The following is a 25,338-nucleotide window of genomic DNA, read 5'->3' as shown; positions in this document are numbered from 1 at the left end:
CCAACGAGCCCGTACACCCGGCCACGCCTGGCCTACACTGCGGGTTCTTCCGACGGAAACGCGCGCGTGGTCTCCAGCTGGATCCTGCTGCTGGTCTCGGTTGCCTATGCTGCGCTGCTGTTCGGCGTGGCGTGGTGGGGCGACCGTCGGCCGATGTATCCGGATAGACCCTGGCTGCGGCCAGTGGTCTACAGCCTTGCGCTGGCCGTGTACTGCTCGTCGTGGACCTTCTACGGCGCAGTCGGCACCGCCGTGCGCAACGGCGTGGGTTATCTGCCGATCTATATCGGCCCGTTGCTGTTGTTGTTGTTCGGCTGGCGCATCATCGAACGCCTGGCGCTGATCGCGCGCAGCCAGAACGTGGTCTCGATCGCCGACTTCATCTCCTCGCGTTTCGGCCGCTCACGGCGGCTGGCGGCGCTGGTGGCGATCATTGCGCTGATCGGCATCATTCCGTACCTGGCCCTGCAGTACAAAGCGGTGGCAATGAGCCTGCAGGTACTGACCGGCAACACCGGCCCGACCGGGTTCTTCAGCGATCCGGCGCTGTACGTGGCGCTGTTGATGGCGCTGTTCGCCACCCTGTTCGGCACCCGCCAGGTCGATGCCACCGAGCACCACCACGGCATGATGCTGGCCATCGCGCTGGAATCGGTGATCAAGCTGGTGGCGATGGTGGCGGTGGGCGTGTTCGCCTATGTGTGGCTCAGCGACCGCAACGAGGCGGTGGTGGAGTCGGTGCATACGCTGTTCACCGGGCTGCCGCCGGTAGGCTTCATCTCGCAGACCCTGCTCAGTTTCCTCGCCATCATCTGCCTGCCGCGCCAGTTCCACGTGGCCGTGGTTGAATGCGGTGACGTGCGCGATGTGCGCCGCGCGCGCTGGATGTTTGGTGGTTACCTGGTGCTGATTTCGGCAATGGTGCTGCCGATCGCTACCGCGGGTGTCAGCCTGTTCGGCACCGGCAGCAGCGTCGCCGATGATTCGATGGTGCTGGCGTTGCCGCTGGCCGAGGGGCGTAACGCCCTGGCGCTGATCGCCTACGTCGGCGGATTCTCCGCCGCTACCGGCATGGTCATCGTGTCTTCGATCGCGCTGGCCACCATGGTCAGCAACGACCTGGTGATGCCGGTGCTGCTGCGCCGCAGTGGTGATCACCAGGAAGCGGCCGACGTCGCTTCACGGGTGTTGTGGATCCGCCGCCTGGCGATCCTGCTGCTGGCGTTGATGGCCTACAGCTACTACCGCAGCAGCAGCAACGACAGCACGCTGGCCTCGTACGGCCTGATGGCCTTCGCCGCGGTGGCCCAGTTCGCGCCGGGCCTGATCGGTGGCCTGTACTGGCGTGGTGCCAGCCGCCGCGGTGTCGAGACCGGCATGCTGCTGGGCTTCGCCACCTGGCTCTACACACTGCTGCTGCCGGCGATGACCATCGCCGGCTGGATGGACGACGGCTGGGTGCAGAACGGCCCGTTCGGTATTGCCTGGCTGCGCCCGCAGCAGTTGTTCGGCATGACCGGCTGGGATCCGCTGACCCACGGCACGTTCTGGTCGCTGCTGGTCAACGCGGCGACGATGATGCTGGTGTCCGCGCGCTGGCGTCCCGGCGTGGACGAGCGCCTGCGCGCTGCACCGTTCCTCGACCCGTATGCCGAACGCCCGTCGGTGGCCGGTGGCTGGCCCGGTCACGTGCATGTGGGCGACCTGCTGGCGCTGGCCTCGCGCGTCGTGGGTGAACGCCATGCACGGCGCTCGTTCTTCGAACAGGCGCAGTCACTGGGCCGTGAGCTGCAATCCTCGGCACCGGCCGACCGGCCGTGGGTGCAGTTCACCGAGCGCCTGCTGGCTGCCTCGATCGGCGCGGCATCGGCACGCCTGTTGCTGACCAGCCTGCTGCGTGGTTCGGGCATGGACCTGGGCGAAGTGGTGGCGGTGCTGGATGAAGCCGGGCAGGAGCTACGCTTCAACCGCGAGATCCTCTCGACCACACTGGAGAACATCAGCGCCGGGGTCAGCGTGGTCGACCCGGACATGCGCCTGACTGCATGGAACCGCCGTTACCAGGACATGTTCGGCTACCCCGACGGCATGCTCTACGTCGGCCGGCCGGTGGCTGACCTGATCCGCTACAACGCCGAACGTGGTGAGCTGGGCGAGGGCGATATCGAAATCCAGATCAACCGCCGTATCGGCTACATGCGGGCCGGTTCACCGCACGTGTTCGAACGCACCCGCAGCGACGGCAAGGTGATCGAGATGCGTGGCCAGGCGCTGCCCGGCGGCGGTTACGTGACCAGCTACAACGACATCACCGACTACAAGCATGCCGAGCGCGCGCTGCTGGAAGCCAATGAAACGCTGGAACAGCGCGTGGCCGAGCGTTCGCATGAAGCCGAGGTCGCGCAGCAGTCGAAGACCCGTTTCCTGGCCGCGATCAGCCATGACGTGCTGCAGCCGCTGAATGCCGCGCGGCTGTTTGCGTCGGCGCTACGCGACAGCGACCATGTGAGTGACGAGCAGAAGCATCTGGCCGAGCGCGTGGATGCTTCGCTGCGTGCGGCCGAAGAACTGCTTGATGGCCTGCTGGACGTGTCACGTCTGGATGCCGGTGGCCTGCACCCGGTGATCGGCGAGTTCGATGTGAGCGCGCTGATGCGCGAGCTGGCCGCGCAGTACACCCCGGTCGCCGCTGGCCGTGGCCTGCGCCTGGACCTGTTCGCACGCCCGGCGTGGGTTCGTAGTGACCGGCGCCTGCTGCGCCGCGTGCTGCAGAACTTCCTCGCCAATGCGCTGCGCTACACGCGCCAGGGACGCATCGTGCTGGCGGTGCGTCACCGCGGTGACGAGGTGGAACTGCAGGTGTGGGACACCGGCCCGGGTATTCCCGAGCACCACATGCGGCAGATCTTCGACGAGTTCCATCGCTACCAGCAACCGTTCGACTGGGGTGAGCAGGGGCTGGGGTTGGGCCTGTCGATCTGCCAGCGCATCTCGCGCCTGCTTGATCATCGGTTGAACGCACGCAGCCGCGTGGGTAGTGGTTCGATGTTCTCGATCATCCTGCCGCGGGTGGCACCGCTGCCGGGCTATACCGAGCTGGCCACACCTGCACAGACCGTAGCCGCGCCAGTGCGCAGCGATTCGCTGGCGGGCCTGCGCGTGCTGTGCGTGGACAACGACGAAGAGATCCTCGACGGCATGCGCGCGTTGCTGGGCCGTTGGCAGGTGCAGGTGATCACCGCCGCCACCGTCGACCAGGCACTGGAGAAGATCGCCGAGCGCCCGCAGGTGATGCTGGTGGATTACCACCTGCACGACCGCATGGATGGCCTGGATGCACTGGTGGCGCTGCGCGAGGCGGCGGGTTATCCGCTACCCGGCGCGCTGCTGACTGCCGATGGTCGCGATGAGCTGAAGCGGATGGCACGCGAACGGGGATACCGCGTGCTGACCAAGCCGATCAAGCCGGCCTCGCTGCGCGCCTTCCTCGGCGCGCTGCGTGATGCGCAGTAATGCCGGCCGCTGGCCGGCAACCGTAACGTGAAACCATGCCAGGCAAGCCTGGCATCTACCAGAGCTTCATCGGCCTGGCAGTAGATCCACGCCATGCGTGGATGTGATGCCTGGTAGTGCCGGCCGCTGGCCGGCAACCACGTAATCGCGGGTGCGTTACCCCACGCCATGCAGGTGTTCGTACAGGATCGTCGCGCCGATGATCACCAGGATCACGCCGCCGATGATCTCGGCGCGCTTGCCGACCATGCTGCCCAGCACGCGACCGAGCATGATGCCGACGGTGACCATGGTCAGCGTGCACAGGCCGATGACCGCAGCCATCACGCCGATATGCACATCCATGAAGGCCAGGCCGATACCCACCGCCATTGCGTCGATGCTGGTGGCGAAACCGGTCAGCGCCAGCTTCCAGAAGCCGTGGTGCTGCGAGGGGTCTTCGTCATCCTCGGCATTGTCCGGGCGAAGGCCGTTGTAGATCATGTGGATGCCCAGCGCGCCGAGCAGGCCGAAGGCGATCCAGTGGTCGAAGGCTTCGACGTACTGCAGCGCGGCGCGGCCGAGCAGCCAGCCGATGATGGGCGTGATCGCCTCGATGACGCCGAAGATGATGCCGGCACGCAGTGCGTCGCGGAACACCGGCTTGCGCATGGCCGCACCCTTGCCGATCGCCGCGGCGAAGGCATCGGTGGACATGGCAAAGCCGATCAGGAGGATCGAAATGGGGGACATGGGCGGCGGCTGAGGTCGGGCTAGGGCGGACGCACGGCCTGCGCTCGCGCCCAACCTGACGTTGCGCGCGCGGGCCGCTGGTCTCGCCAACCATCATGGTTGTCCACGCCACGGCGCACTGGCCGAGTATGTTGACGTGGACGATTCCTGCGAAGGAATCCGGCTACTCCCCAAGGGGACGCGAAGCTTAGCATCGCGATTCGCGCGTGGCACATTTCCAGCGAAACGCGCAGGCAGGGCTGGTTTGTATAGCGATGGCTATATCGAGAGCGCAGCGGTGCCTGGTAGTGCCGGCCGCTGGCCGGCAGGTGCAACGTCAAAAGCGTGCCAAGCAAGCTTGGCACCTACCAATGCGGGTTCAGATGATGTCGCGCGTTTCAGGCCAATGCCGGCCAGCGGCCGGCACTACCTTCAGTCTTCTTCCGGCGGCAGCACGATAGCGTCGTCGTCGATGGCCAGCTTGCCGGCCATCAGCACGGCCTGGGTGCGGTTGGTCACGCCCAGTTTGCGCAGGATCGCGGTGACATGTGCCTTGATCGTCGCCTCGGAGACGTTGAGGTCGTAGGCAATCTGCTTGTTCAAGCGACCGGCGCCGAGCATCTGCAGCACGCGGAACTGCTGAGGGGTCAGTTCGCGCAGGCGGTGGCCGACTTCGCGTTCCTCGCTGCCGGTGGGCGGCACGTTGTGCGCTTCCGGCGGTGCCCAGGTCTCACCATCGAGGATGGTGCCGAGCGCATGGCCGATGGTGTCCGAATCGGCGGATTTCGGAATGAAGCCCAGCGCACCGTGGTCGAGCGCGCGGCGCATCACCGTCGCTTCTTCGCGCGCGGACACCACCACCACCGGCAGGTGGGGATGCAACGAGCGCATGTGTACCAGTGCGTTGAAACCCTGTGCACCGGGCATGTTGAGGTCCATCAGGACCAGGTCGGCATCGTTGTGCTGGTCGGCCAGCGCGTACAGCGCTTCCACGCTGTCGGCTTCGAACAGCTGCACGCCGGGGATGACCCGCTGTACAGCCCCTCGCAGGGCTTCGCGGAACAGCGGGTGGTCATCGGCAATCAGGAGGGTGGTCATGGTCGGGGGGAACCGTGGGGGAAGCTACATGGGGCCAGAGCCCTTTCCCGGCGGAAAGGGCTCTGACCCCGGGTGATGCATCATCGCACCTTGCGCTCGTCCACCAGCGACGCCACCACCGACGGATCGGCCAGGGTCGAGGTGTCGCCGAGCTGGTCCGGTGCGTTCTCGGCGATCTTGCGCAGGATGCGGCGCATGATCTTGCCCGAGCGGGTCTTGGGCAGGCCCGGCGCCCACTGCAGGTGGTCCGGCGTGGCGATCGGGCCGATTTCCTTGCGCACCCACGCAATCAGCTCCTTGTGCAGCTCATCGGTTGGCGCCTCTTCGGCCACCAGCGTCACGTACGCATAGATGCCCTGGCCCTTCACGTCGTGGGGGAACCCGACCACGGCGGCTTCGGCCACCTTCGGGTGCGAGACCAGCGCGCTTTCCACTTCGGCAGTACCGATGCGGTGGCCGGAGACGTTGATCACATCGTCCACGCGGCCAGTGATCCAGTAGTAGCCGTCTTCATCGCGGCGGCAACCGTCACCGGTGAAGTAGCTGCCCGGGTAGGTGCGGAAATACGTATCGATGAAACGCTGGTGGTCGCCGTACACCGTGCGCATCTGGCCCGGCCAGGAATCACGGATGATCAGGTTGCCCTCGGTCGGGCCGTCCTTGATCTCGCCATCGGCATTGACCAGCGCCGGTTGCACGCCGAAGAAGGGCAGGGTGGCCGAACCCGGCTTGAGGTCCATCGCGCCGGCCAGCGGCGAAATCAGGATGCCGCCGGTCTCGGTCTGCCACCAGGTATCGACGATCGGGCAGCGGCTGTCGCCGACCACTTCGTAGTACCAGCGCCAGGCTTCCGGGTTGATCGGCTCGCCGACGCTGCCCAGCAGGCGCAGCGAGGCACGCGAAGTCTTCTTCACCGGCTCCTCGCCTTCGCGCATCAGTGCACGGATGGCGGTCGGCGCGGTGTAGAAGATCGACACCTTGTGCTTGTCGATCACGTTCCAGAAGCGCGAGGTATCCGGATAGTTCGGCACGCCTTCGAACATCAGCGAGGTCGCGCCGTTGGCCAGCGGGCCGTACACGATGTAGCTGTGGCCGGTGACCCAGCCGACGTCGGCGGTGCACCAGTAGATGTCGTCCTCGCGCAGGTCGAACACCGCTTCATGGGTGTAGGCCGCATACAGCAGGTAGCCACCGGTGGTGTGCAGAACGCCTTTCGGCTTGCCGGTGGAACCGGAGGTGTAGAGGATGAACAGCGGGTCTTCCGCGTTCATGCGTTCCGGCTCGCAGCTGGCCGGCTGGCTGTCCACCACGTCGTGGAACCAGCGGTCGCGCGGTGCCTGCATGTCCACCGCGCCGCCGGTGTGACGCACCACCAGCACGGTTTCGACGGTATTGGTGCCGGGCAGCTTCAGCGCGGCATCAACATTGGCCTTCAGCGGAATCCTGCGACCACCGCGCAGGCCCTCGTCGGCGGTGATGATCAGCTTGCTCTGGCAGTCGCTGACGCGGTCGGCGATCGAGTTCGGTGCGAAGCCACCGAACACCACTGAGTGGATTGCACCGATGCGCGCGCAGGCCAGCATGGCCACGGCGGCGTCGACGATCATCGGCAGGTAGATGGTGACCCTGTCGCCCTTCTTGACGCCGAGGTTGCGCAGCGCGTTGCCGAGGCGGCAGGTGCGCTCGTACAGCTCGCGATAGGTCACGTGCTGTGCCGGTGCGTCCGGACCGTCCGGCTCGAACAGCAGGGCGGTCTTGTCGCCACGCTTCTCCAGCTGGCGGTCCAGGCAGTTCACGCTGGCATTGAGCTCGCCATCCTCGAACCACTTGATGTGGAAGTCGGACAGGTCGTAGTTGACGTTCTTGATCTTCGTCGGCTTGCGCATCCACTCCAGGCGCTCGGCGGCCTTGCCCCAGAAACCATCCGGGTCGGTCACCGAAGCCTGGTACTGCTGTTCATAGGACGTCTTGTCGATGCGTGCCTTGGCGGCGAACTGCGGATCGACGGGGTAGATATCAGCCATGGCACCCTCACTTGCACGTTGACTTTGTATGTGCGGTCGCAGCATCGCAGCGACCGATCCCCCTCAGTTTGCCCCATCCACCCCCGCCCGCGTCACCACCTTGCTTAGACCATGGTCGAAAGTGAGCGTCCTGCAGGGCCGGGTTCGACCAATGGCGAATAGCCGGTGTGCGTGAACGCCCCGCAGTCTCGGCTCGACCGTGCCCCACGCGCGGCATCACCTTGCCACTTGGGAGAGAGGGCAACATGAGCCACCGTACGTTGAAAGCCGTGCGCAAACCTTTGGCGGCCTGCCTGTTGGTCGCCCTGGTCGCACCGGGCATGGCGTTCGCAGAGACCGCCAAAGAGAAAGCGCTGGAAGCACGCGTTGCCGAACTGGAACGCCAGGTCCAGGCGCTGCTGTCTTCGCAACAGCAACAGCAGACCCAGATCAGCCAGACCCAGCAGGCCGTAACCGAAGTCCGCACCGTGCAGGCCGAGCAGAAGCCGGTCGCCTCGGTGCCGACCGGCAAGCAGCCGATCCAGGTCACCACCATCACCCCAGGCGCCGCGCCGGGCACCACGGTCAAGATCGGCGGCTTCATCAAGGCCGACTTCCTCGCCACCCAGACCAGCGATGGCCAGCTGGCCGACGACGCCACCGGCCGCTCGCTGTATCTGCCGGGCCAGACGCCGGTGGAAGGCGCCGGCGGCAGCGGCAAGCGTTCGGGCACTGACTTCAACGCCCATGCCAAGTTCTCGCGCTTCAACCTGGGCATCGACAACGTGAGCGAATCGGGCAACAAGGCCGGTGCGTTCTTCGAGATGGACTTCTTCGGCAATTCGCTGGGCAACCAGACCGCGACCAATACCTACGGTGTGACCCTGCGCCACGCCTACATGTACTGGAACAACTGGATGGCGGGCCAGACCTGGTCCAACTTCATGGACGCGGCCGCACTGCCGGAAGCGGTCGACTTCGTCGGCCCCACCGACGGCGTGATCTTCGTGCGTCAGGCGCAGGTGCGCTACACCCAGGGCGGCTTCAGCGTCGCGCTGGAAAACCCGGAAACCACCACCCTCACCGGTACCCGCAACCCGGTTACCGGTGCGTGGACCAATGCCAGCGCCAACTCCGATCGTGGCAGCCTGCCTGATCTGACGATGCGTTACGGCTGGAAGGGCAACTGGGGCACCTTCGGCGTCGGCGGCATCGTCCGTCAGCTGAAGGTCGACAACCAGGCCACCGGCGCCAAGGCCGACAAGGTGGCCGGCGGCCTGACCCTGGGCGGCAAGTGGGTGATGGGTGACAGCGATTCGCTGCACTACCAGCTGACCGGCGGCGAAGGCATCGCCCGCTACATCGGCCTGGGCATCACCGCCGACAGTGCCTACGACGTGGCCCGCGACGAGCTCAACCCGACCGGCGTGCTTGCCGGCTACGTGGGCTGGCGGCACGCGTTCTCGCCGAAGCTGCGCACCAACCTGATCTACGCGCGCAGCGACTACGACAACGACAGCATCCTCGGCCCGCTGGTGACCAAGAGCGTGCAGAGCATCCGCGGCAATATCTTCTACTCGCCGCTGCCCAAGGTCGATATCGGTGCAGAGCTGATGTATGGCCGTCGCGAAGTGGAGAACGGCAACAAGGGTGACATCACCCGGTTGCAGTTCACCACGAAGTACAGCTTCTAAGAGCGTGCCGGCCAACGGCCGGCACCTACCGAATTGCGTGTCGACCAACGGTCGGCATCTACAGAGGGAAAGCGTCCCATGTCCAGCACACCCAGCACCGCACACAAAGCGGGCACCCTGACCCAGGGCCACAAGAAGGTCATTTTCGCGTCGAGCCTCGGCACGGTGTTCGAGTGGTATGACTTCTTCCTGTACGGCTCGCTTGCGGCGATCATCGCCAAGCAGTTCTTCAGTGGTGTCAATGAAACCACGGGCATGATCTTTGCCCTGCTGGCCTTCGCGGCCGGCTTCTTCGTGCGCCCGTTCGGCGCGGCCTTCTTCGGCAGCCTCGGCGATCGCATCGGCCGCAAGTACACCTTCCTGGTCACCATCCTGATCATGGGCATCTCGACCTTCCTGGTCGGTGTGCTGCCCAACTACGCTTCGATCGGTTTCGCCGCACCGGTGATCCTGATCATCCTGCGCCTGGCCCAGGGCCTGGCGATGGGCGGCGAGTACGGCGGTGCCGCCACCTACGTGGCCGAGCATGCGCCGGACGACAAGCGTGGCCTGTACACCAGCTTCATCCAGTGCACGGCCACGCTCGGTCTGTTCATGTCGCTGCTGATCATCCTGGCCTGCCGCTACTTCCTCGGCAACGAAGCCTTCGAAGCCTGGGGCTGGCGCATTCCGTTCCTGGTCTCGATCGTGCTGCTGGGTGTGTCGGTGTGGATCCGCCTGCAGCTGAGCGAGTCGCCGCTGTTCCAGCAGATGAAGTCCGAGGGCAAGGGTTCCAAGACGCCGTTCCGTGACAGCCTGAAGGGCGGCAACCTGAAGCTGATGCTGCTGGTTCTGCTGGGTGCTGCGGCCGGTCAGGCGGTTGTGTGGTACGGCGGTCAGTTCTACGCGCTGTTCTTCCTCAGCAGCATGCTGAAGGTAGATGCCACCACATCCTACCTGCTGATCGCCGCCGCGCTGGCGCTGGGCGTGCCGTTCTTCATCTTCTTCGGCTGGCTGTCCGACCGTATCGGCCGCAAGAAGATCATCCTGGCCGGCTGCCTGCTGGCCGCCGTCACCTACATCCCGATCTTCAAGGGCCTGACCCACTTCGCCAACCCGGCCATCGAAGAAGCCCGCACCAATTCGCCGGCGCTGGTGGTTGCCGATCCGAACACCTGTTCGTTCCAGTTCGATCCGGTCGGCCTGCGCAAGTTCACCAGCTCCTGCGACGTGGCCACCGCCGCGCTGACCAAGGCCGGTGTGCCGTACGACGTGCAGCCCGCAGCCGCCGGCTCGCTGGCGATGGTGAACGTGGGCAGCGCCAGCGTCACCTCGTATGAGGCCGCCGGCCTGACCAAGGAAGACGGCAAGGCCAAGGCCGATGCGTTCGGTGCGGAGCTGAAGACCGCCCTGACCACCGCTGGTTACCCGGCCAAGGCAGATGGTGCACGCATCAACATCGCCGGCACCATCTTCATGCTGTGGCTGCTGGTGCTGTACGTGACCATGGTCTACGGCCCGATCGCCGCCTACCTGGTCGAACTGTTCCCGACCCGCATCCGCTACACCTCGATGTCGCTGCCGTACCACATCGGCAACGGCTGGTTCGGTGGCTTCCTGCCGGCGATCTCGTTCGCGCTGGTGGCCGGCACCGGCAACCTGTACTACGGCCTGTGGTACCCCATCATCATCGCGCTGATGTCGGTGGTGATCGGCGGCCTGTTCCTGCGCGAAACCAAGGACGTGGATATCACCAAATAACCGGTGTGCCGACCAACGGTCGGCACCCACCGGGTTTCAGGGGCCGCGGTGCAGACCGCGGCCTTTTTGTTTCCCTGTTTTTGGGGTCAGATCCTTTTCGCTTGCGAAAGGGATCTGACCCCATCGAGACGTGTCGCACCCGTATAGTCGGCCCATGAGCACCGTCACCCCAGCCGACCTTCCCGCCATCCTGCACACCCTGCGCAGCGCCTGGCAGTCGCAGCGGCCCACGCTCGATCAGCGCGAAGCTGACCTGCGCCGCCTGCGCGAGGCGTTGAAGCCACGCCTGGACGAAATGGCCCAGGCCATCGCCGAGGACTTCGGCCACCGCGCCCACGTCGAATCAAAGCTGGCCGATGGCATGAGCGTGCTGTCGGCCATCGACCACCTGCGCCGCCACCTGCGGCGCTGGTCGAAGCCGCAGCGGGTGGGCGCCGGTTGGCGGCTGTGGCCGGCGCGCGCGCAGCTGCGGCCGACGCCGCTGGGGGTGGTCGGGGTGATCTCGCCCTGGAACTACCCGGTCACGCTGGCATTGGTGCCGCTGGCCACCGCCATCGCCGCCGGCAACCACGTGTTGCTCAAGCCCTCCGAACACACGCCACGCACCAGTGCGTTCCTGGCCGACCTGCTGGCCAGCGTGTTTCCGCCCGATCGCGTGGTGGTGGTGCAGGGTGGGACGGATGTGGCCGCAACGGTGTCATCGCTGCCGCTGGACCATCTGCTGTTCACCGGCTCCACCGCGGTGGGCCGCAAGGTAATGGCTGCCGCCGCCGAGCATCTGGTGCCGGTCACGCTGGAACTGGGCGGAAAGTCGCCGGCCATCGTCTGCCGCGATTTCCCGCTGGACAAGGCCGCTGCACGGCTGGCTACCGGCAAGTGGTTCAACGCCGGGCAGACCTGCATCGCGCCGGATTACGTGCTGATCGATACCGCGCGCCAGCGCGAGTTCGTGCAGACGCTGCAGCAGCAGGTGCGCGAACGCTACGGCGATTTCAGCGATGCCGACGATTACACGCGCATCATCAATGAGGCCCAGTACCGGCGCCTGCAGGGCTATCTGGCGCAGGCGCGCGAACGCGGCGTGCCGGTGATTCCTTTGGCTCAGGTGGACGATGCGCGCGCCGACCGCGAGCGTCTGCTGGTGCCCACCGTGGTGCTGGACCCGCCGGACGACCTGGACCTGATGCGCGAGGAGATCTTCGGGCCGATCCTGCCGGTGCGGGCGTACCCGGATCTGGATGCTGCGCTGGCCGACGTGCTGTCCCGCGACCGGCCGCTGGCGCTGTATCCCTTCAGCCACGACAGGGCGACGGTGGAGCGCATCCTCGGCCAGGTGGTGGCCGGCGGGGTGACAGTCAATGACACCCTGCTGCACTTCGCGGCCGATGGCCTGCCGTTTGGCGGGGTAGGGGCCAGCGGCATGGGCGCGTACCACGGCCGGGCCGGGTTCGATGCGATGAGCAAGCGGCTGCCGGTGCTGTGGCAGTCGCGCTGGGCGGCCAGTGACCGGCTGCGGCCGCCGTACTCGAAGATTGCGGGGTTGTTGAAACTGCTGCTGCGATGAATCCAGGCAGGGCGTGCACCCAGTGGTAGTGCCGGCCGCTGGCCGGCAACTTCATGACCCTCCGGCGGGGACCTGCACCTGCCGGCCAGCGGCCGGCACTACCACTGGGTGCCAACCCGCGCGACCCGTTCCGGTAGGGGCCAACCTTGGTTGGCACGCGTGAACCCCAAGCGCCGACCAAGGTCGGCCTCTACCAAGGCAACAGCGGGAAGCATGGCGCCGACCAAGGTCGGCCTCTACCAAAGCCCACCCGGGTAGAATGCCCGCATGAAAATCGCCTCGTGGAACGTCAATTCGCTCAATGTCCGCCTGCCGCACCTGGAGCAGTGGCTCAAGGACTTCGGCCCGGACATCGTCGGCATCCAGGAAACCAAGCTGGAGGACCACAAGTTCCCCGATTCGGCGCTGGTCGCCGCGGGCTACCGCAGCGTGTTCGCCGGGCAGAAGACCTACAACGGCGTCGCGCTGGTGTCGCGTGAGCCGGCGCAGGACGTGCAGATCGGCATTCCCGGCTTCGAGGACGAGCAGAAGCGCGTCATCGCCGGTACCTTCGGCGACCTGCGGGTGATCAACCTGTACGTGGTCAACGGCCAGGACATCGGCACCGACAAGTACGACTACAAGCTGCGCTGGCTGGAAGCGGTGCATGCGTGGATCGCCGAAGAACTGCAGCGGCACCCGAAGCTGATCGTGATGGGCGACTTCAACATCGCCCCGGATGCGCGCGATGTGCACGACCCGGAGGTGTGGAACGAAAACCACATCCTCACCTCCACCGCCGAGCGCGGTGCATTGAACAAGCTGCTGCAGCTGGGCCTGCACGATGGCTTCCGCCTGCACAACGACGAGGCTGGTGTGTTCAGCTGGTGGGATTACCGTGCCGCCGGTTTCCGCCGCGACCTGGGCCTGCGCATCGACCTGACCCTGGTCTCCGACGCGCTGAAGGGCAGTGCGGTGGCCTCGGGCATCGACCGCGAGCCGCGTACCTGGGAACGCCCCAGCGATCATGCGCCAGCGTGGGTGCAGATCGGTTGAACGAACCGGGCCCGACAAATGCCGGGCCCGTTGTGATGCGTCTGCCGGCCAGCGGCCGGCTCGACTGCCGCGTCAGCGTATGCTCTTGCGGGTGAACAGGTTGACGATCGCCAGCAGGATCACCGCACCGATCAGCGAGAACAGGAAGGTGCGGATGGTGATCGCTTCGTTGATGCCGCCGCCGAACAGCCAGCCGGAAATCAGCGCGCCGACGATGCCGACTACGATGTTGAGGATGATGCCCTGCTGGGCATCGCGCTTCATGATGATGCTGGCCAGCCAGCCTACGATGCCGCCGACGATCAGCCAAACGATGATGCCCATGATCGAACCTCCGGTGGGGAACTGTGACCAGTTGACGCGCATGGCTGTGAACCCGTCGTGCAATTGCGTGATGGGCGCGTGCGGATGAGCCTGCCAGCCACCCTCGACGGCCCGTGGCGCTTCGGCCCGGTAACGGTCTGGCGGCGCCCGCACGTGCCGGGCCACCGCGGCGAACCGCAGGCGCGACAGGTACTGGCGCAGGCGCTGGGCACCGACCCGGAGACGCTGCCACTGGTTCGCGATGACAAGGGCCGGCCGGAGCTGAGCGGCGCGCTGGCCCACTACGGCACTGGCTGGAGCCACAGTGGCGAGGTGCTGCTTGTGGCACTGGGCGAGGGCGTGCGGTTGGGCGTCGACCTGGAGCTGCTGCGGCCGCGGGCCCGCCTGCTGGAGATCGTGCAGCGCTTCTTCCACCCCGAGGAAGTGGCCTGGCTGGAAAGCCTGGACGAGGCCGGGCGCGAGCACTGGTTCTTCCGCGTGTGGTGCGCCAAGGAAGCCATGCTGAAGGCACACGGGCAGGGCATCTCGTTCGGCCTGCACCGCCTGCAGCTGGCCCCGGGGGCCGATGGCGCCCTGCACCTGCGCTGGTGTGACCCGGAACTGGGCGTGGCCGCGCGCTGGCATCTGCACGAATGGCAGGCCACCGGGCAATTCCGCGCTGCTCTGGCCTGGTATCCGCACTGAAGCGGGGAATCAGCGCGCAAAACCGGCGATAATGTCGGCATGAGCGAACACCCACTTCCCGCCAGCGTGGCTGCCACGCTGGAACAGGGCCTGGCCAGCATGGGCCTGGACGCCGCGCTGGCGCCGCCGCTGCTGCGATACCTGGCCCTGCTGCACCGCTGGAACGGCACCTACAACCTCACCGCCATCCGCGACCCGCAGGAGATGGTCACCCGCCACCTGCTCGACTCGCTGGCGATGCAGCCGTTCGTGGCTGATGGCAGCCTGGCCGACCTCGGTACCGGTCCCGGCTTGCCCGGCATCCCGCTGGCGATCGCCTGCCCGGGCCTGCAGGTCACCCTGGTGGAGAGCAACGGCAAGAAGGCGCGCTTCATGCGCGAGGCCGTGCGCCAGCTCGGTCTGGGCAATGCCCGCGTGGCCGAATCGCGCGCCGAGGCGCTGGACGAAGCTGGCCACTACGACCAGCTGACCGCGCGCGCGATGGACACCCTGGCCGGCATCGTCCGCGTTGGTGGCCACCTGCTGCGCCCCGGTGGCGTGCTGCTGGCCATGAAGGGCGTCTACCCGCATGAGGAGATCGCGGACCTGCCGGCTGGCTGGCAGGTGCGTGAGGTGACCCCGTTGAGCGTGCCCGGCCTGGCCGGCGAACGCCACCTGGTCACCGTTACAGGTCCCTGATTCCCGTCGCCAGCCCCTTGTGGAACAACGGGTTGGCGATTCACGATTTCCGCAAGGGGCCGGTTGTACGCATAATGACCGGTCCCAGCACACGTCGACGAGGCACACCCGCATGGCCCGCATCATCGCCATCGCCAACCAGAAGGGTGGCGTCGGCAAGACCACGACCGCCGTCAACCTGGCCGCTTCCCTGGCCAACGCACCCAAGCGCGTGCTCTTGGTCGACCTGGATTCGCAGGGCAACGCGACCATGGGCAGTGGCGTGGACAAGCGCGAGCTGGTCTCCTCCACCTACGATCTGCTGCTGGGCGAGTCCAGCGCCGCCGATGTGCGCGTGCAGACTGCCGAAGGCTACGACCTGCTGCCGGGCAACATCGACCTGACTGCGGCCGAGATCCAGCTGATGGCGCAGAGCGAGCGCGAGCAGCGCCTGAAGCGTGCGCTGGCGCCGATCCGCGACGAGTACGACTACATCCTGATCGACTGCCCGCCGGCGCTGTCGCTGCTGACGCTCAACGCGCTGGCCGCCGCCGACTCGGTGATCGTGCCGATGCAGTGCGAGTACTACGCACTGGAAGGCCTGAGCGCGCTGGTGGAAACCATCGAGGCGCTGCGTGCCAACCTCAACCCGGCGCTGGAGATCGAAGGCGTGCTGCGCACCATGTTCGATGTGCGCAACAACCTGGCCAACGCGGTCTCGGCCGAGCTGACCGAGCACTTCGGCGACCGCGTGTTCCGCACCATCGTGCCGCGCAACGTGCGCCTGGCCGAGGCGCCCAGCCATGGCCAGAGCATCGTCGGCTACGACCGCGCCTCGCGCGGTGGCGTCGCCTACCTGGGCCTGGCCGGCGAGATCATCCGCCGCAACAACGAACGCAACAAGGCCGGCAAGGCCGTGGAGATCGTCTGATGACCAGCAGCAAGCCGGCAGCCAAGAAGCGAGGCCTCGGCCGTGGCCTGGATGCCCTGCTGGGTCCCAAGGGTGCGGTCAGCCAGGTGCAGGCCAGCACCGCGGTGATCGAACCGTTGCCGGGTGAAGTGCTGCGCAAGCTGGCCGTGGGCCAGTTGCAGCCGGGCAAGTACCAGCCGCGCCGCGAGATGGACGAGGGCAAGCTGTCCGAGCTGGCCGACTCGATCAAGTCGCAGGGCGTGATCCAGCCGATCCTGGTGCGCCAGCTGCCGGCAGGCAACTACGAAATCGTCGCCGGTGAACGCCGCTGGCGTGCATCGCAGCTGGCCGGCCTGGACGAAGTGCCGGTGGTGGTGCGCGAGCTGGAAGACCGCACCGTCATCGCGATGGCGCTGATCGAGAACATCCAGCGCGAAGACCTCAACCCGCTGGAAGAAGCCGAGGCGCTGCAGCGCCTGATCAGCGAATTCACCCTGACCCATGCCGAGGCCGCCGAGGCCGTCGGCCGCTCGCGCGCGGCGGTGTCCAACCTGCTGCGCCTGCTGGAGCTGCCGGTGGCGATCCGCCTGCTGCTGGAAACCCGCCGCCTGGAAATGGGCCACGCCCGTGCACTGCTGACCCTGGCCCCCGAACTGGCCGGCAAGCTGGCGCAGGAAGCGGCCGATGAAGGCTGGTCGGTGCGTGAGGTCGAGCGCCGTGCGCAGGCCTTCGCCGCCGGCAAGGTGCCGAGCAACCGTCCGGTGGCCACGCCGAAGGTGCAGCAGGCCGATATCGCTTCGCTGGAAACCGAGCTGTCCGAATCGCTGGGTGCCAAGGTGGCGATCAGCCACGGCCGCGGTGGCAAGGGCAAGCTGATCATCCATTACACCGACCTGGATACCCTGGACGGCGTGCTGGAAAAGCTGCGCGCCCGCCAGGCCTGAGTCCGGCGTCGCGACGGGGGGCGCGGCCTGTTCCTGCCGTGTCCTGCAATTGACAGGGAACGCACCGCCGCGCGCGCCGTGGGATGCACTGCTCTCCGGCCCGTGGTCTCATCCAGGGAGCAGGACATGAGCAACGCATTCGACGACGTCAGCCCGGGCGGCAGCCCGATCATGGTGCACAGCCGCGAGAAGGACTTCACTCCGCCGCAGGGCGAAGAGCACATCGAGGCGATCGGCGCGCACATCGAGCGCCATCTCGGCCCGGTGTCCGGTGTCTTCCACGAAATCATCTCCGACCTGGTGCACATCGACGTGCACGTGGTGCCGGCCACTGAGCAGTTTCCGTATCTGCGGCTGGTGACCTCGGGCATGAGCGACCTGCCGATGACCGTGCCCGACGAGGTGGACGCGGACGTGCCGCGCTACATGGAACTGATGGTGACCCTGCCGGCCGACTGGCCGATCTCGCAGGACGCCTTCGAGGATGAGCGCAACTACTGGCCGGTGCGCCTGTTGAAGGGACTGGCACGGCTGCCGCACGAGTACGACACCTGGCTGGGTTTCGGCCACACCATTCCCAATGGCCATCCCAGCGAGCCCTACGCACCGGGCGTGGGTTTCGATGGCGCCATCGTGCTGCCGCCGGTAACCCCCCCGGAAGACTTCGCCGAGCTGGCGCTGGAGGACGGCAAGGTCATCAGTTTCATGACCATCATCCCGCTGTATCCGGAAGAAATGGACCTGAAGCTGAAGAAGGGCGCCGAAGCGCTGCTCGACCGCTTCGATGCGAAGAACATCCAGGACGTGATCGAGCCCGGGCGCGTCAACGTGGCCAGGAAGCGTTTCGGTTTGTTCTGAGACCGGTAACATCAGGGGTCTGAATTTCTGCTTCCGGGCCCCTGCCATGACCATCCTGCTTACCGGCGCTGCCGGCTTCATCGGTGCCTACACCGCCCGCGCGCTGCTGGAGGCGGGTCGGCCCGTGGTCGGCCTGGACAACTTCAACGACTACTACGACCCGCAGATCAAGCGCGACCGCGTGGCCGCACTGTGCCCGACGCTGGACCTGCGCACCCTCGACCTGACCGATCAGCAGGGCCTGGCCGCGCTGTTCGACGAGGTGAAGCCGACGGCGGTGATCCATCTGGCTGCACAGGCGGGCGTGCGCTATTCGCTGGAAAACCCGCAGGCCTACGTCGACAGCAATCTGGTCGGCTTCGTCAACATCCTCGAGCTGTGCCGCCACCGTGGCGTGCAGCACCTGGTGTATGCGTCGAGCAGCTCGGTCTACGGTGATTCGGCCACCCCGCCGTTTTCCGAAGACCAGCGCGTGGACCAGCCGCGCTCGCTGTACGCGGCGACCAAGGCGGCCAACGAGCTGATGGCCTACACCTACGCCCAGCTTTACGGTCTGCATGCCACCGGCCTGCGCTTCTTCACCGTGTACGGGCCGTGGGGCCGGCCGGACATGGCACCGCTGCTGTTCTCGCGCGCGGTGTTGGCCGGACGGCCGATCGATGTGTTCAACGAAGGCCGCATGCAGCGCGATTTCACACATGTCTCCGACATCGTGGCCGGTATCCTCGGCGCGCTCGCGCATCCGGCCGATGGTCCGGTGCCGCACCGGGTGTTCAACCTCGGCAACCATACGCCGGTCGAGCTGGAGCGCTTCATCAGCGTGATCGAACAGGCTGCCGGCCGCCCTGCGCAGAAGGTCTACAAGCCGATGCAGCCGGGCGACATGGTGCGCACGATGGCGGATACCCGGCGTGCACATGACGCATTCGGCTTCGATGCGGTCACCCCGATCGAAGCGGGGCTGCCGCCCGTCGTGCAGTGGTGCCGCGAGTATTTTGGCGACCGCGCCTGAGAGTGGATCCTCACACAACCGGATTCATCTTCGGATAACCTTGGTTTCGGAGAATGCGCGGTCTTTGTTCCCTCTTGGCCGAGTCCCCCATGAGCCAACCCGAGCTTTCCGTCGTCGTCCCGGTGTTCAACGAGCGCGACAACGTCGCACCGCTGGTGGCCGAGATCACCGCTGCCCTGCGTGGCCGGTTGCCGTTCGAGATCGTCTACATCGATGACCACTCGCGCGATGACACCCTGGCGGTGCTGCAGGGCCTGAAGGCCACCACCCCGGAACTGCGGGTGCTGCACCACGTGAACCAGAGTGGGCAGAGCACGGCTGTGCGAACCGGCGTCAAGCACGCTCGTGCGCCGTGGATCGCCACCCTCGATGGCGATGGCCAGAATGATCCGGCCGACATTCCCAAGCTGCTGGCTGCCCGTGACGCCGCAGCGGCGCAGGTAAAGCTGTTCGCCGGCTGGCGCGTCAACCGCCAGGACAGCGGCAGCAAGCGCTGGGCCAGCAAGTGGGCCAATGCCATCCGCGCGCGCATGCTGCGCGATGACACCCCAGACACCGGCTGTGGTATCAAGCTGTTCGAGCGCAGCGCATTCCTCGACCTGCCGTACTTCGACCACATGCACCGCTACCTGCCGGCGCTGATGCAGCGCGCCGGCTGGAAGACCACCAGCGTGCCGGTCAATCACCGCCACCGTACCGCCGGCGTGTCCAAGTACAACAACCTGGGCCGTGCGCTGGTCGGCATCCGCGATCTGCGCGGTGTGGCCTGGCTGATCACCCGCAGCAAGCGCACCGCGGTGGAAGAACGATGATGGCACTGGCCCTGCACTGGCTCGACCAGCCGCTGACCTGGCTGTACTGGACCGGCCTGCATGTGACCGGCTGGAAGCTGATCGGCTACACCGGTGCGCTGATGTTCGGTGGGCGCTGGCTGGTCCAGTTCGTGGCCTCCAAGCGCGCCGGCAAGCCGGTCATCCCGCGCCTGTTCTGGTACATGAGCGTGGTCGGCAGCCTGATGACGCTGAGCTACTTCCTGTTCTCGGCCAAGCAGGACTCGGTGGGCGTGCTGCAGAACCTGTTCCCGGCGTTCACCGCGCTGTACAGCCTGCAGCTGGACATCAAGCACCGCGGCTGGAAGCGGGACAAGGCCAGCCACTAGGTCTTCGGTAGATGCCAACCTTGGTTGGCGCTGGGATTCGCCGGGTGCCAACCAAGGTTGGCAGCTACCAGAGTGGCCGTGCATCGGTAGCGCCGGGCCATGCCCGGCGGCTGTGGGATGGCGGCCAACATCGGCCGCGCTGCGCGCTCGCGGGGCATGGCCCCGCGCTACCGCGCGCCTTCGGCGCTGGGTCTCCCGCCTGCCAACCAAGGTTGGCAGCTACCAGGACACGGCTCAGGCAGGACCTTCGTCCCATGCCACGGGCGATGCGCGGTGCCATGATCGGGGTCTGCCTTCCCGGGAACCTGTGCTCGTGAAAACTCGTCTTGCTGTCGCCCTGCTGATCGCCCTGTCCACCCCCGCCATGGCCTTGGCCGCACCTCCCGCCACTACGGCTCCGGCCAGCGTGGCCACCGAATCGCCCGCTGACGCCGCCTTCCGCGCGCTGTACGAGAAGGAATGGAAGTGGCGCCAGGATGGCGGCGGCGAGGCCAGTGAGGACGAGGACGCTCCGGCCAATGCCAGGCGCATGCCCGACGTCGGCCCGGCCGCGCAGCAGGCGCGCCTGAAGGTGTGGGACGAGACCCTCGCTGCGCTGAAGAAAATCGACCCGAAGACCCTGTCGCCCGACAACCAGGTCAACTACGCGATCTACCGTGACCAGGTGTTCAACCTGGCCGAAGAGACGCGTCTGCGTGGCTACGAGATGCCGTTCAACGCCGACTCGTCGTTCTGGTCCAACCTGTCCTTCATGGCCCGGCGCGAGATGAAGACCGTGCAGGACTACCAGAACTACATCGCCCGCCTGAATGATGTGCCGCGCTACTTCGACCAGCAGACCGGGAACATGCGCGCCGGCCTGAAGCGCGGTTTCAGCGTGCCGCGCGCGGTGCTCGATGGCCGCGAGGTGTCCATCGCCACCGTCGCCGAGCTGAAAGACCCGACCGAATCGCCGCTGTACGCGCCGTTCAAGAAGCTGCCCAACAGCATCCCGGCCGCAGAGCAGGCCAGGCTGCAGGCGCAGGCGCGTGAAGCGATCAGCGGCAAGGTAGTGCCGGCGTTCCAGCAGCTGCGCACCTTCTTCGTCAACGAATACGTGCCGCAGGCGCGCACCACGCTGGCCGCCGAAGCGATGCCGGGCGGCAAGGCGTACTACAAGCAGCAGATCCACGAGTACACCACGCTGGACCTGTCGCCGGACGAGATCCACCGCATCGGTCTGGATGAAGTGGCACGCATCCAGAAGGAAATGAACGACATCATCAAGCAGGTGAAGTTCAAGGGCAGCTTTGCCGAGTTCCTGACCTTCCTGCGTACCGACCCGCAGTTCTATGCCAAGACGCCGGAAGAACTGCTGTCGCGCGCCGCATGGATCTCCAAGCGGGCCGATGGCCAGCTGGGCAAGTACATGACCCTACCGCGCGCGCGCTTCACCATCGTGCCGGTGCCGCCGGACATCGCACCGTTCTGGACCGCCGGTCGCGGTGGCATGGGCACCTATTGGCTCAACACCTACAACCTGCCGTCGCGCCCGCTGTACAACCTGCCGGCGCTGACCCTGCATGAATCCGATCCGGGCCACGCGCTGCAAGGTGCCATCGCCGCCGAGCAGAAGAACCTGCCCGAGTTCCGCCGCAACGCCTACATCTCCGCCTACGGCGAAGGCTGGGCGCTATACTGCGAGAAGCTGGGCGTGGAGATGGGTATCTACGAAACCCCGTACGAGGATTTCGGCCGCTTGACCTACGAAATGTGGCGCGCCACGCGTCTGGTGATCGACACCGGCGTGCACAGCAAGGGCTGGACCCGCGAGCAGGCGCTGGCCTACCTGCGCGACCACACCGCGCTGAGCGAGCATGAAGTGACCACCGAAGTGGACCGCTACATCTCCTGGCCGGGCCAGGCACTGAGCTACAAGCTGGGTGAGATCGCCATCGTGCGCCTACGCGCGCAGGCCGAGAAGGAGCTGGGCGACAAGTTCGACATCAAGGGCTTCCACGACACCCTGCTCAAGCAGGGCTCGGTGCCGCTGCCGGTGCTGGAACAGCAGATCCAGGCCTACATCGCCGAACGCAAGAAGGCCTGACCGTTCCAAGGTAGTGCCGGCCGCTGGCCGGCAACCTGCACGCACTGCAATCGTTCGACATTGCCGGCCAGCGGCCGGCACTACCGGGGATCGGAAAACGGGGTCGGATCGCAGGATCCGACCCCGTCATGTTTCACCCCACCGCCCTTGGCTTGGCCACCCGCGCAGCGAAGGTCGGCAGCACCAGCAGGGTCAGCACGGTGGCGGTGATCAACCCGCCGATCACCACCGTGGCCAGCGGCTTCTGCACCTCCGCGCCGGAACCGCTGGCAATCGCCATCGGAATGAAGCCGACGATCGCCACCAGCGCGGTGGTCAGCACCGCGCGGATGCGGCTGGACGCACCGTTGATCGCCGCCATCATCGGTAGGTCACCGGCATCCAGGCGCTCGCGGATCGCCTGCATCAGCACCAGGCCGTTCAACGTGGCCACGCCGGAGACGGCGATGAAGCCGACCGCCGCCGACACCGAGAACGGCATGCCCCGCAGCAGCAGCGCGAGAATGCCGCCGACCAGCGCCAACGGTACGCAGCTGAACACCAGCACGGCTTCCTTGCCGCTGCGCAGGGCCATGAACAGCAGGCTGCCGATCAGCAGGAACACCACCGGCACCACCGTTGCCAGCCGCTTCTCCGCGCGCTGCAGGTTCTCGAACTGGCCACCCCAGGTCAGGTAGGCGCCCGGCGGCAATGCAACATCAGCCACCGCCGCCTGTGCCTCGCCGACGAAACCGCCCAGATCGCGGCCACGCACGTTGGCCTGCACCACCACACGGCGGCTGCCGTTGTTGCGGCTGATCTGGTTGGGTCCTTCGCTCACTGTGATGCGCGCGACCGACGACAGCGGAATCACCAGGCCCGCGGGCGTGGCGATCGGCAGCGAGGCCAGCTGGTCCGGATCATTGCGCGAGGCATCGTCCAGGCGCACCACCACGTTGAAGCGACGATCGCCTTCGAAGATCTTGCCGGCGGCGGTACCACCGATGCCGGTGGCCAGCGCGTCACTTACATCGGCCGCGGTCAGGCCGTACTGCGCCGCCGCCACGTGGTCGATGGCCACGTTGAGGGTGGGAAGGCCGGAGATCTGTTCCACCCGCACGTCGGCCGCGCCGTTCACCGCACGCAGCTTCAGCGCCACCTGGTCGGCCACCTTCTGCAGCTGGCTGAAATCATCGCCGAAGATCATCACCGCCAGGTCGGTACGCACGCCGGAGATCAGCTCGTTGAAGCGCAGCTCGATCGGCTGGCTGAACTCGAAGCTGTTGCCCAGTTGCTGCCCGGCCAGCTTTTCGAAGCGTGCCACCAGTGCATCCTTGCCCAGCTTCGGATCCGGCCAGTCCTTGCGTGGCTTGAGCACGATCACGCTGTCGGAGATGTTGGTCGGCATCGGATCGATCGCCGCCTCGGCGGTACCGGTGCGCGAGAACACGGTCTCCACTTCCGGTTGCTTGGCAATCGCCTTTTCCAGCGCCAGTTGCATCGCCAGCGACTGCTCCAGCGACGTCGACGGCACGCGCAGGGCCTGCATCGCCACGTTGCCTTCGTCCAGCGTCGGCATGAACTCGCGGCCCAGCAGCGAGAACGAACCGATGCCCACCACCACCATCATCACCGCGCCTACCACCACCGTGCGCGGATGGTCCACGGCCTTGCGGATCACCGGTTCGATGCGCGCGCGCAGCACGCGGATCAGCTTGGTCTCGTGCTCGCCATCATCGGCATGCGCATCGCCGTCCTTCAGCTTCGGTTCCCGCACAAGCAGCGCGGCCATCGCCGGCACGAAGGTGAAGGAGAAGATGAAGGCACCGATCAGGGCCAGCATGAAGGTGGCCGCCATCGGGTGGAACGTCTTGCCCTCCACGCCTTCCAGGGTAAGGATCGGCGCGAACACCAGCAGGATGATCAGCTGGCCGAATGCGGCCGGGCGTGCCATCTTGCGCGCCGAATCGGCGGCCACGCGCAGGCGTTCCATCGCGGTCAACGCACGGCCCAGTTCGGCGCGGCGCTGGCCCAGCATCAGCAGCGTCGATTCGATCACGATCACCGCACCGTCCACCAGGATGCCGAAGTCCAGCGCACCCAGGCTCATCAGGTTGCCGCTGATGCCGAAGCGGTTCATGCCGATCACGGCGAACAGGAACGACAGCGGAATCACCAGCGCGGTGATCGTCGCTGCACGCAGGTTGCCCAGCAGCAGGAACAGCACCACCACCACCAGCAGCGCACCCTCGGTGAGGTTCTTGGCCACGGTCTTGATGGTGGAATTGACCAGCACGCTGCGGTCCAGCACCGGTGCTGCCACGATGTCCGCCGGCAGCGACTTGTTGACCTGTTCCAGGCGCGCCGCAGCTGCCTGCGCCACGGTGCGGCTGTTGCCGCCGGCGATCATCAGCGCGGTGCCGAGCACGGCTTCGTGGCCGTTACGGCTGGCCGCACCCAGGCGCGGTGCGCGGCTCAGGTCAACGTCGGCCACATCGGCCACGCGCACCACCACGCCATTGCGGGTGGCCACCGGGGCCTGCGCCAGATCGTCGGTGGTCAGCGCCAGGCCATCGGCACGTACCACCAGGCCTTCGCCGGCACGCTGTACGAAACCGGCACCGGCCTGCACGTTGGAACGTTGCAGGGCAGTGACCAGGTCGGCCAGGCCGAGCCCGTGCGCGGCCAGCCTTGCACTGTCCGGATGTACGCCGTATTCCTTGACGTAGCCGCCGACTGTATCGACGCCGGCCAGACCGGGGCTGGAGCGCATCTGCGGCGCGATGATCCAGTCCTGCACGGTGCGCAGGTAGGTCGCACGTTCTTCCGGCGTGCGCAGCAGGTTGCCTTCGGGCGTGCGGTAGACCTCACCGGCCTGCCAGCCGGCTTCACCCGGCTTGGCCAGCTTGGCTGGATCGAACGCGGTGAAGTCCACCGTCCACATCAGCACTTCGCCGAGGCCTGTGGTGACCGGCGACAGCATCGGCGACGCACCGTCGGGCAGGTCTTCCGATGCTTCGCGCATGCGTTCGGCCACCTGCTGGCGGGCGAAGTAGATGTCGGTGGCATCGGTGAAGATCGCGGTGACCTGCGAGAAGCCATTGCGCGACAGCGAACGGGTGGTGGTCAGGCCGGGAATGCCGGCCAGCGCGGTCTCCAGCGGGTAGGTCACCTGCCGCTCGATCTGCTCCGGCGTCAGCGCCGGTGCCACCGTGTTGATCTGCACCTGGCGGTTGGTGATGTCCGGCACCGCGTCGATCGGCAGCTTGCCCAGCTGGAACAGGCCCACCGCGGCGATCAGTGCCGCCATGAACACCACCAGCCAGCGGTGCCGAACCGCTGTTTCAATGATCAGCTTGAACATGGT

General features: G+C 66.5%; 19 protein-coding genes and 1 riboswitch. Of the genes, 14 read left to right on the top strand and 5 right to left on the bottom strand.

Annotated features, from left to right (window positions below; all coding sequences use genetic code 11):
• Window positions 1-66 precede the first annotated feature (66 nt).
• Entirely contained in the window at window positions 67-3,513 is a 3,447-nt protein-coding gene (locus tag DI041_RS17035) for a hybrid sensor histidine kinase/response regulator (protein WP_046982590.1), read from the top strand.
• A gap of 156 nt (window positions 3,514-3,669) precedes the next feature.
• On the opposite strand, the gene DI041_RS17030 is transcribed toward DI041_RS17035, so the two are convergent.
• The 3 genes from DI041_RS17030 to acs form a co-directional block, all read right to left on the bottom strand.
• Window positions 3,670-4,245 carry a manganese efflux pump MntP gene (locus DI041_RS17030; RefSeq protein WP_046982591.1) on the bottom strand — a complete coding sequence of 192 codons (576 nt, stop codon included), beginning with the start codon at window positions 4,243-4,245 and terminating at the stop codon, window positions 3,670-3,672.
• A gap of 88 nt (window positions 4,246-4,333) precedes the next feature.
• Window positions 4,334-4,423, bottom strand: a riboswitch (yybP-ykoY riboswitch).
• A 233-nt stretch (window positions 4,424-4,656) separates the two neighbouring features.
• Entirely contained in the window at window positions 4,657-5,322 is a 666-nt protein-coding gene (locus tag DI041_RS17025) for a response regulator transcription factor (RefSeq protein WP_046982592.1), read from the bottom strand.
• An 80-nt stretch (window positions 5,323-5,402) separates the two neighbouring features.
• Window positions 5,403-7,346, bottom strand: a complete 1,944-nt coding sequence (acs, locus tag DI041_RS17020; protein ID WP_100469970.1) for an acetate--CoA ligase — start codon at window positions 7,344-7,346, stop codon at window positions 5,403-5,405.
• 245 nt (window positions 7,347-7,591) lie between these two features.
• Here acs and DI041_RS17015 point away from each other — a divergent pair, with 245 nt between their 5' ends.
• From DI041_RS17015 to xth, 4 genes are all read left to right on the top strand, one after another.
• Window positions 7,592-9,019 (top strand): DcaP family trimeric outer membrane transporter, encoded by a 1,428-nt coding sequence (locus tag DI041_RS17015; RefSeq protein ID WP_046983432.1) that lies wholly within the window; start codon window positions 7,592-7,594, stop codon window positions 9,017-9,019.
• 78 nt (window positions 9,020-9,097) lie between these two features.
• Window positions 9,098-10,759 (top strand): MFS transporter, encoded by a 1,662-nt coding sequence (locus DI041_RS17010; RefSeq protein ID WP_136639434.1) that lies wholly within the window; start codon window positions 9,098-9,100, stop codon window positions 10,757-10,759.
• A 154-nt stretch (window positions 10,760-10,913) separates the two neighbouring features.
• Window positions 10,914-12,323 carry a coniferyl aldehyde dehydrogenase gene (locus DI041_RS17005; protein ID WP_136639433.1) on the top strand — a complete coding sequence of 470 codons (1,410 nt, stop codon included), beginning with the start codon at window positions 10,914-10,916 and terminating at the stop codon, window positions 12,321-12,323.
• A gap of 267 nt (window positions 12,324-12,590) precedes the next feature.
• On the top strand, window positions 12,591-13,358 hold the full coding sequence (gene xth / locus DI041_RS17000; protein WP_136639432.1) for an exodeoxyribonuclease III: 768 nt from the start codon (window positions 12,591-12,593) through the stop codon (window positions 13,356-13,358).
• Between the two features lie 72 nt (window positions 13,359-13,430).
• On the opposite strand, the gene DI041_RS16995 is transcribed toward xth, so the two are convergent.
• Complete coding sequence (locus DI041_RS16995; protein WP_012512507.1) at window positions 13,431-13,682, bottom strand: GlsB/YeaQ/YmgE family stress response membrane protein; 252 nt, start codon at window positions 13,680-13,682, stop codon at window positions 13,431-13,433.
• Between the two features lie 84 nt (window positions 13,683-13,766).
• Here DI041_RS16995 and DI041_RS16990 point away from each other — a divergent pair, with 84 nt between their 5' ends.
• The 9 genes from DI041_RS16990 to DI041_RS16950 all read left to right on the top strand — a co-directional run bounded on the left by DI041_RS16990 (window position 13,767) and on the right by DI041_RS16950 (window position 21,992).
• Window positions 13,767-14,366: a 4'-phosphopantetheinyl transferase family protein gene (locus tag DI041_RS16990; protein WP_046983440.1), complete on the top strand. Its 600-nt coding sequence runs from the start codon at window positions 13,767-13,769 to the stop codon at window positions 14,364-14,366.
• Window positions 14,367-14,405: 39 nt separating this feature from the next.
• Entirely contained in the window at window positions 14,406-15,044 is a 639-nt protein-coding gene (gene rsmG / locus DI041_RS16985) for a 16S rRNA (guanine(527)-N(7))-methyltransferase RsmG (protein ID WP_032128471.1), read from the top strand.
• A 112-nt stretch (window positions 15,045-15,156) separates the two neighbouring features.
• Window positions 15,157-15,954 carry a ParA family protein gene (locus tag DI041_RS16980; protein WP_046983441.1) on the top strand — a complete coding sequence of 266 codons (798 nt, stop codon included), beginning with the start codon at window positions 15,157-15,159 and terminating at the stop codon, window positions 15,952-15,954.
• Window positions 15,954-16,877 (top strand): ParB/RepB/Spo0J family partition protein, encoded by a 924-nt coding sequence (locus DI041_RS16975; protein ID WP_046983442.1) that lies wholly within the window; start codon window positions 15,954-15,956, stop codon window positions 16,875-16,877. The genes DI041_RS16980 and DI041_RS16975 overlap by 1 nt, the downstream gene beginning before the upstream one ends.
• 126 nt (window positions 16,878-17,003) lie before the next feature.
• Window positions 17,004-17,735, top strand: coding sequence for a suppressor of fused domain protein (locus DI041_RS16970; protein ID WP_046983443.1), 732 nt, complete (start codon window positions 17,004-17,006; stop codon window positions 17,733-17,735).
• A 46-nt stretch (window positions 17,736-17,781) separates the two neighbouring features.
• A complete protein-coding gene (locus DI041_RS16965; protein ID WP_046983444.1) occupies window positions 17,782-18,747 on the top strand; it encodes an NAD-dependent epimerase/dehydratase family protein in 966 nt (321 codons plus the stop codon).
• Window positions 18,748-18,836: 89 nt separating this feature from the next.
• The gene (locus tag DI041_RS16960) at window positions 18,837-19,559 is read left to right on the top strand and encodes a glycosyltransferase family 2 protein (RefSeq protein WP_136639431.1); all 723 of its coding nucleotides are present in this window, start codon (window positions 18,837-18,839) and stop codon (window positions 19,557-19,559) included.
• Window positions 19,559-19,906 (top strand): lipid-A-disaccharide synthase N-terminal domain-containing protein, encoded by a 348-nt coding sequence (locus DI041_RS16955; protein ID WP_046983511.1) that lies wholly within the window; start codon window positions 19,559-19,561, stop codon window positions 19,904-19,906. Before DI041_RS16960 ends, DI041_RS16955 begins: the two co-directional genes overlap by 1 nt.
• 313 nt (window positions 19,907-20,219) lie before the next feature.
• Window positions 20,220-21,992, top strand: a complete 1,773-nt coding sequence (locus tag DI041_RS16950) for a DUF885 domain-containing protein (protein ID WP_169050356.1) — start codon at window positions 20,220-20,222, stop codon at window positions 21,990-21,992.
• Between the two features lie 133 nt (window positions 21,993-22,125).
• Here DI041_RS16950 and DI041_RS16945 read toward each other — a convergent pair whose 3' ends face one another.
• Entirely contained in the window at window positions 22,126-25,335 is a 3,210-nt protein-coding gene (locus DI041_RS16945; protein ID WP_136639430.1) for an efflux RND transporter permease subunit, read from the bottom strand.
• Window positions 25,336-25,338: the final 3 nt, after the last annotated feature.

It is taken from the genome of Stenotrophomonas maltophilia (assembly GCF_004920835.1).
In the GTDB taxonomy this organism is placed as follows: Bacteria; Pseudomonadota; Gammaproteobacteria; order Xanthomonadales; family Xanthomonadaceae; genus Stenotrophomonas; species Stenotrophomonas maltophilia_AQ.
This window is presented reverse-complemented; position numbering and strand designations above follow the sequence as displayed.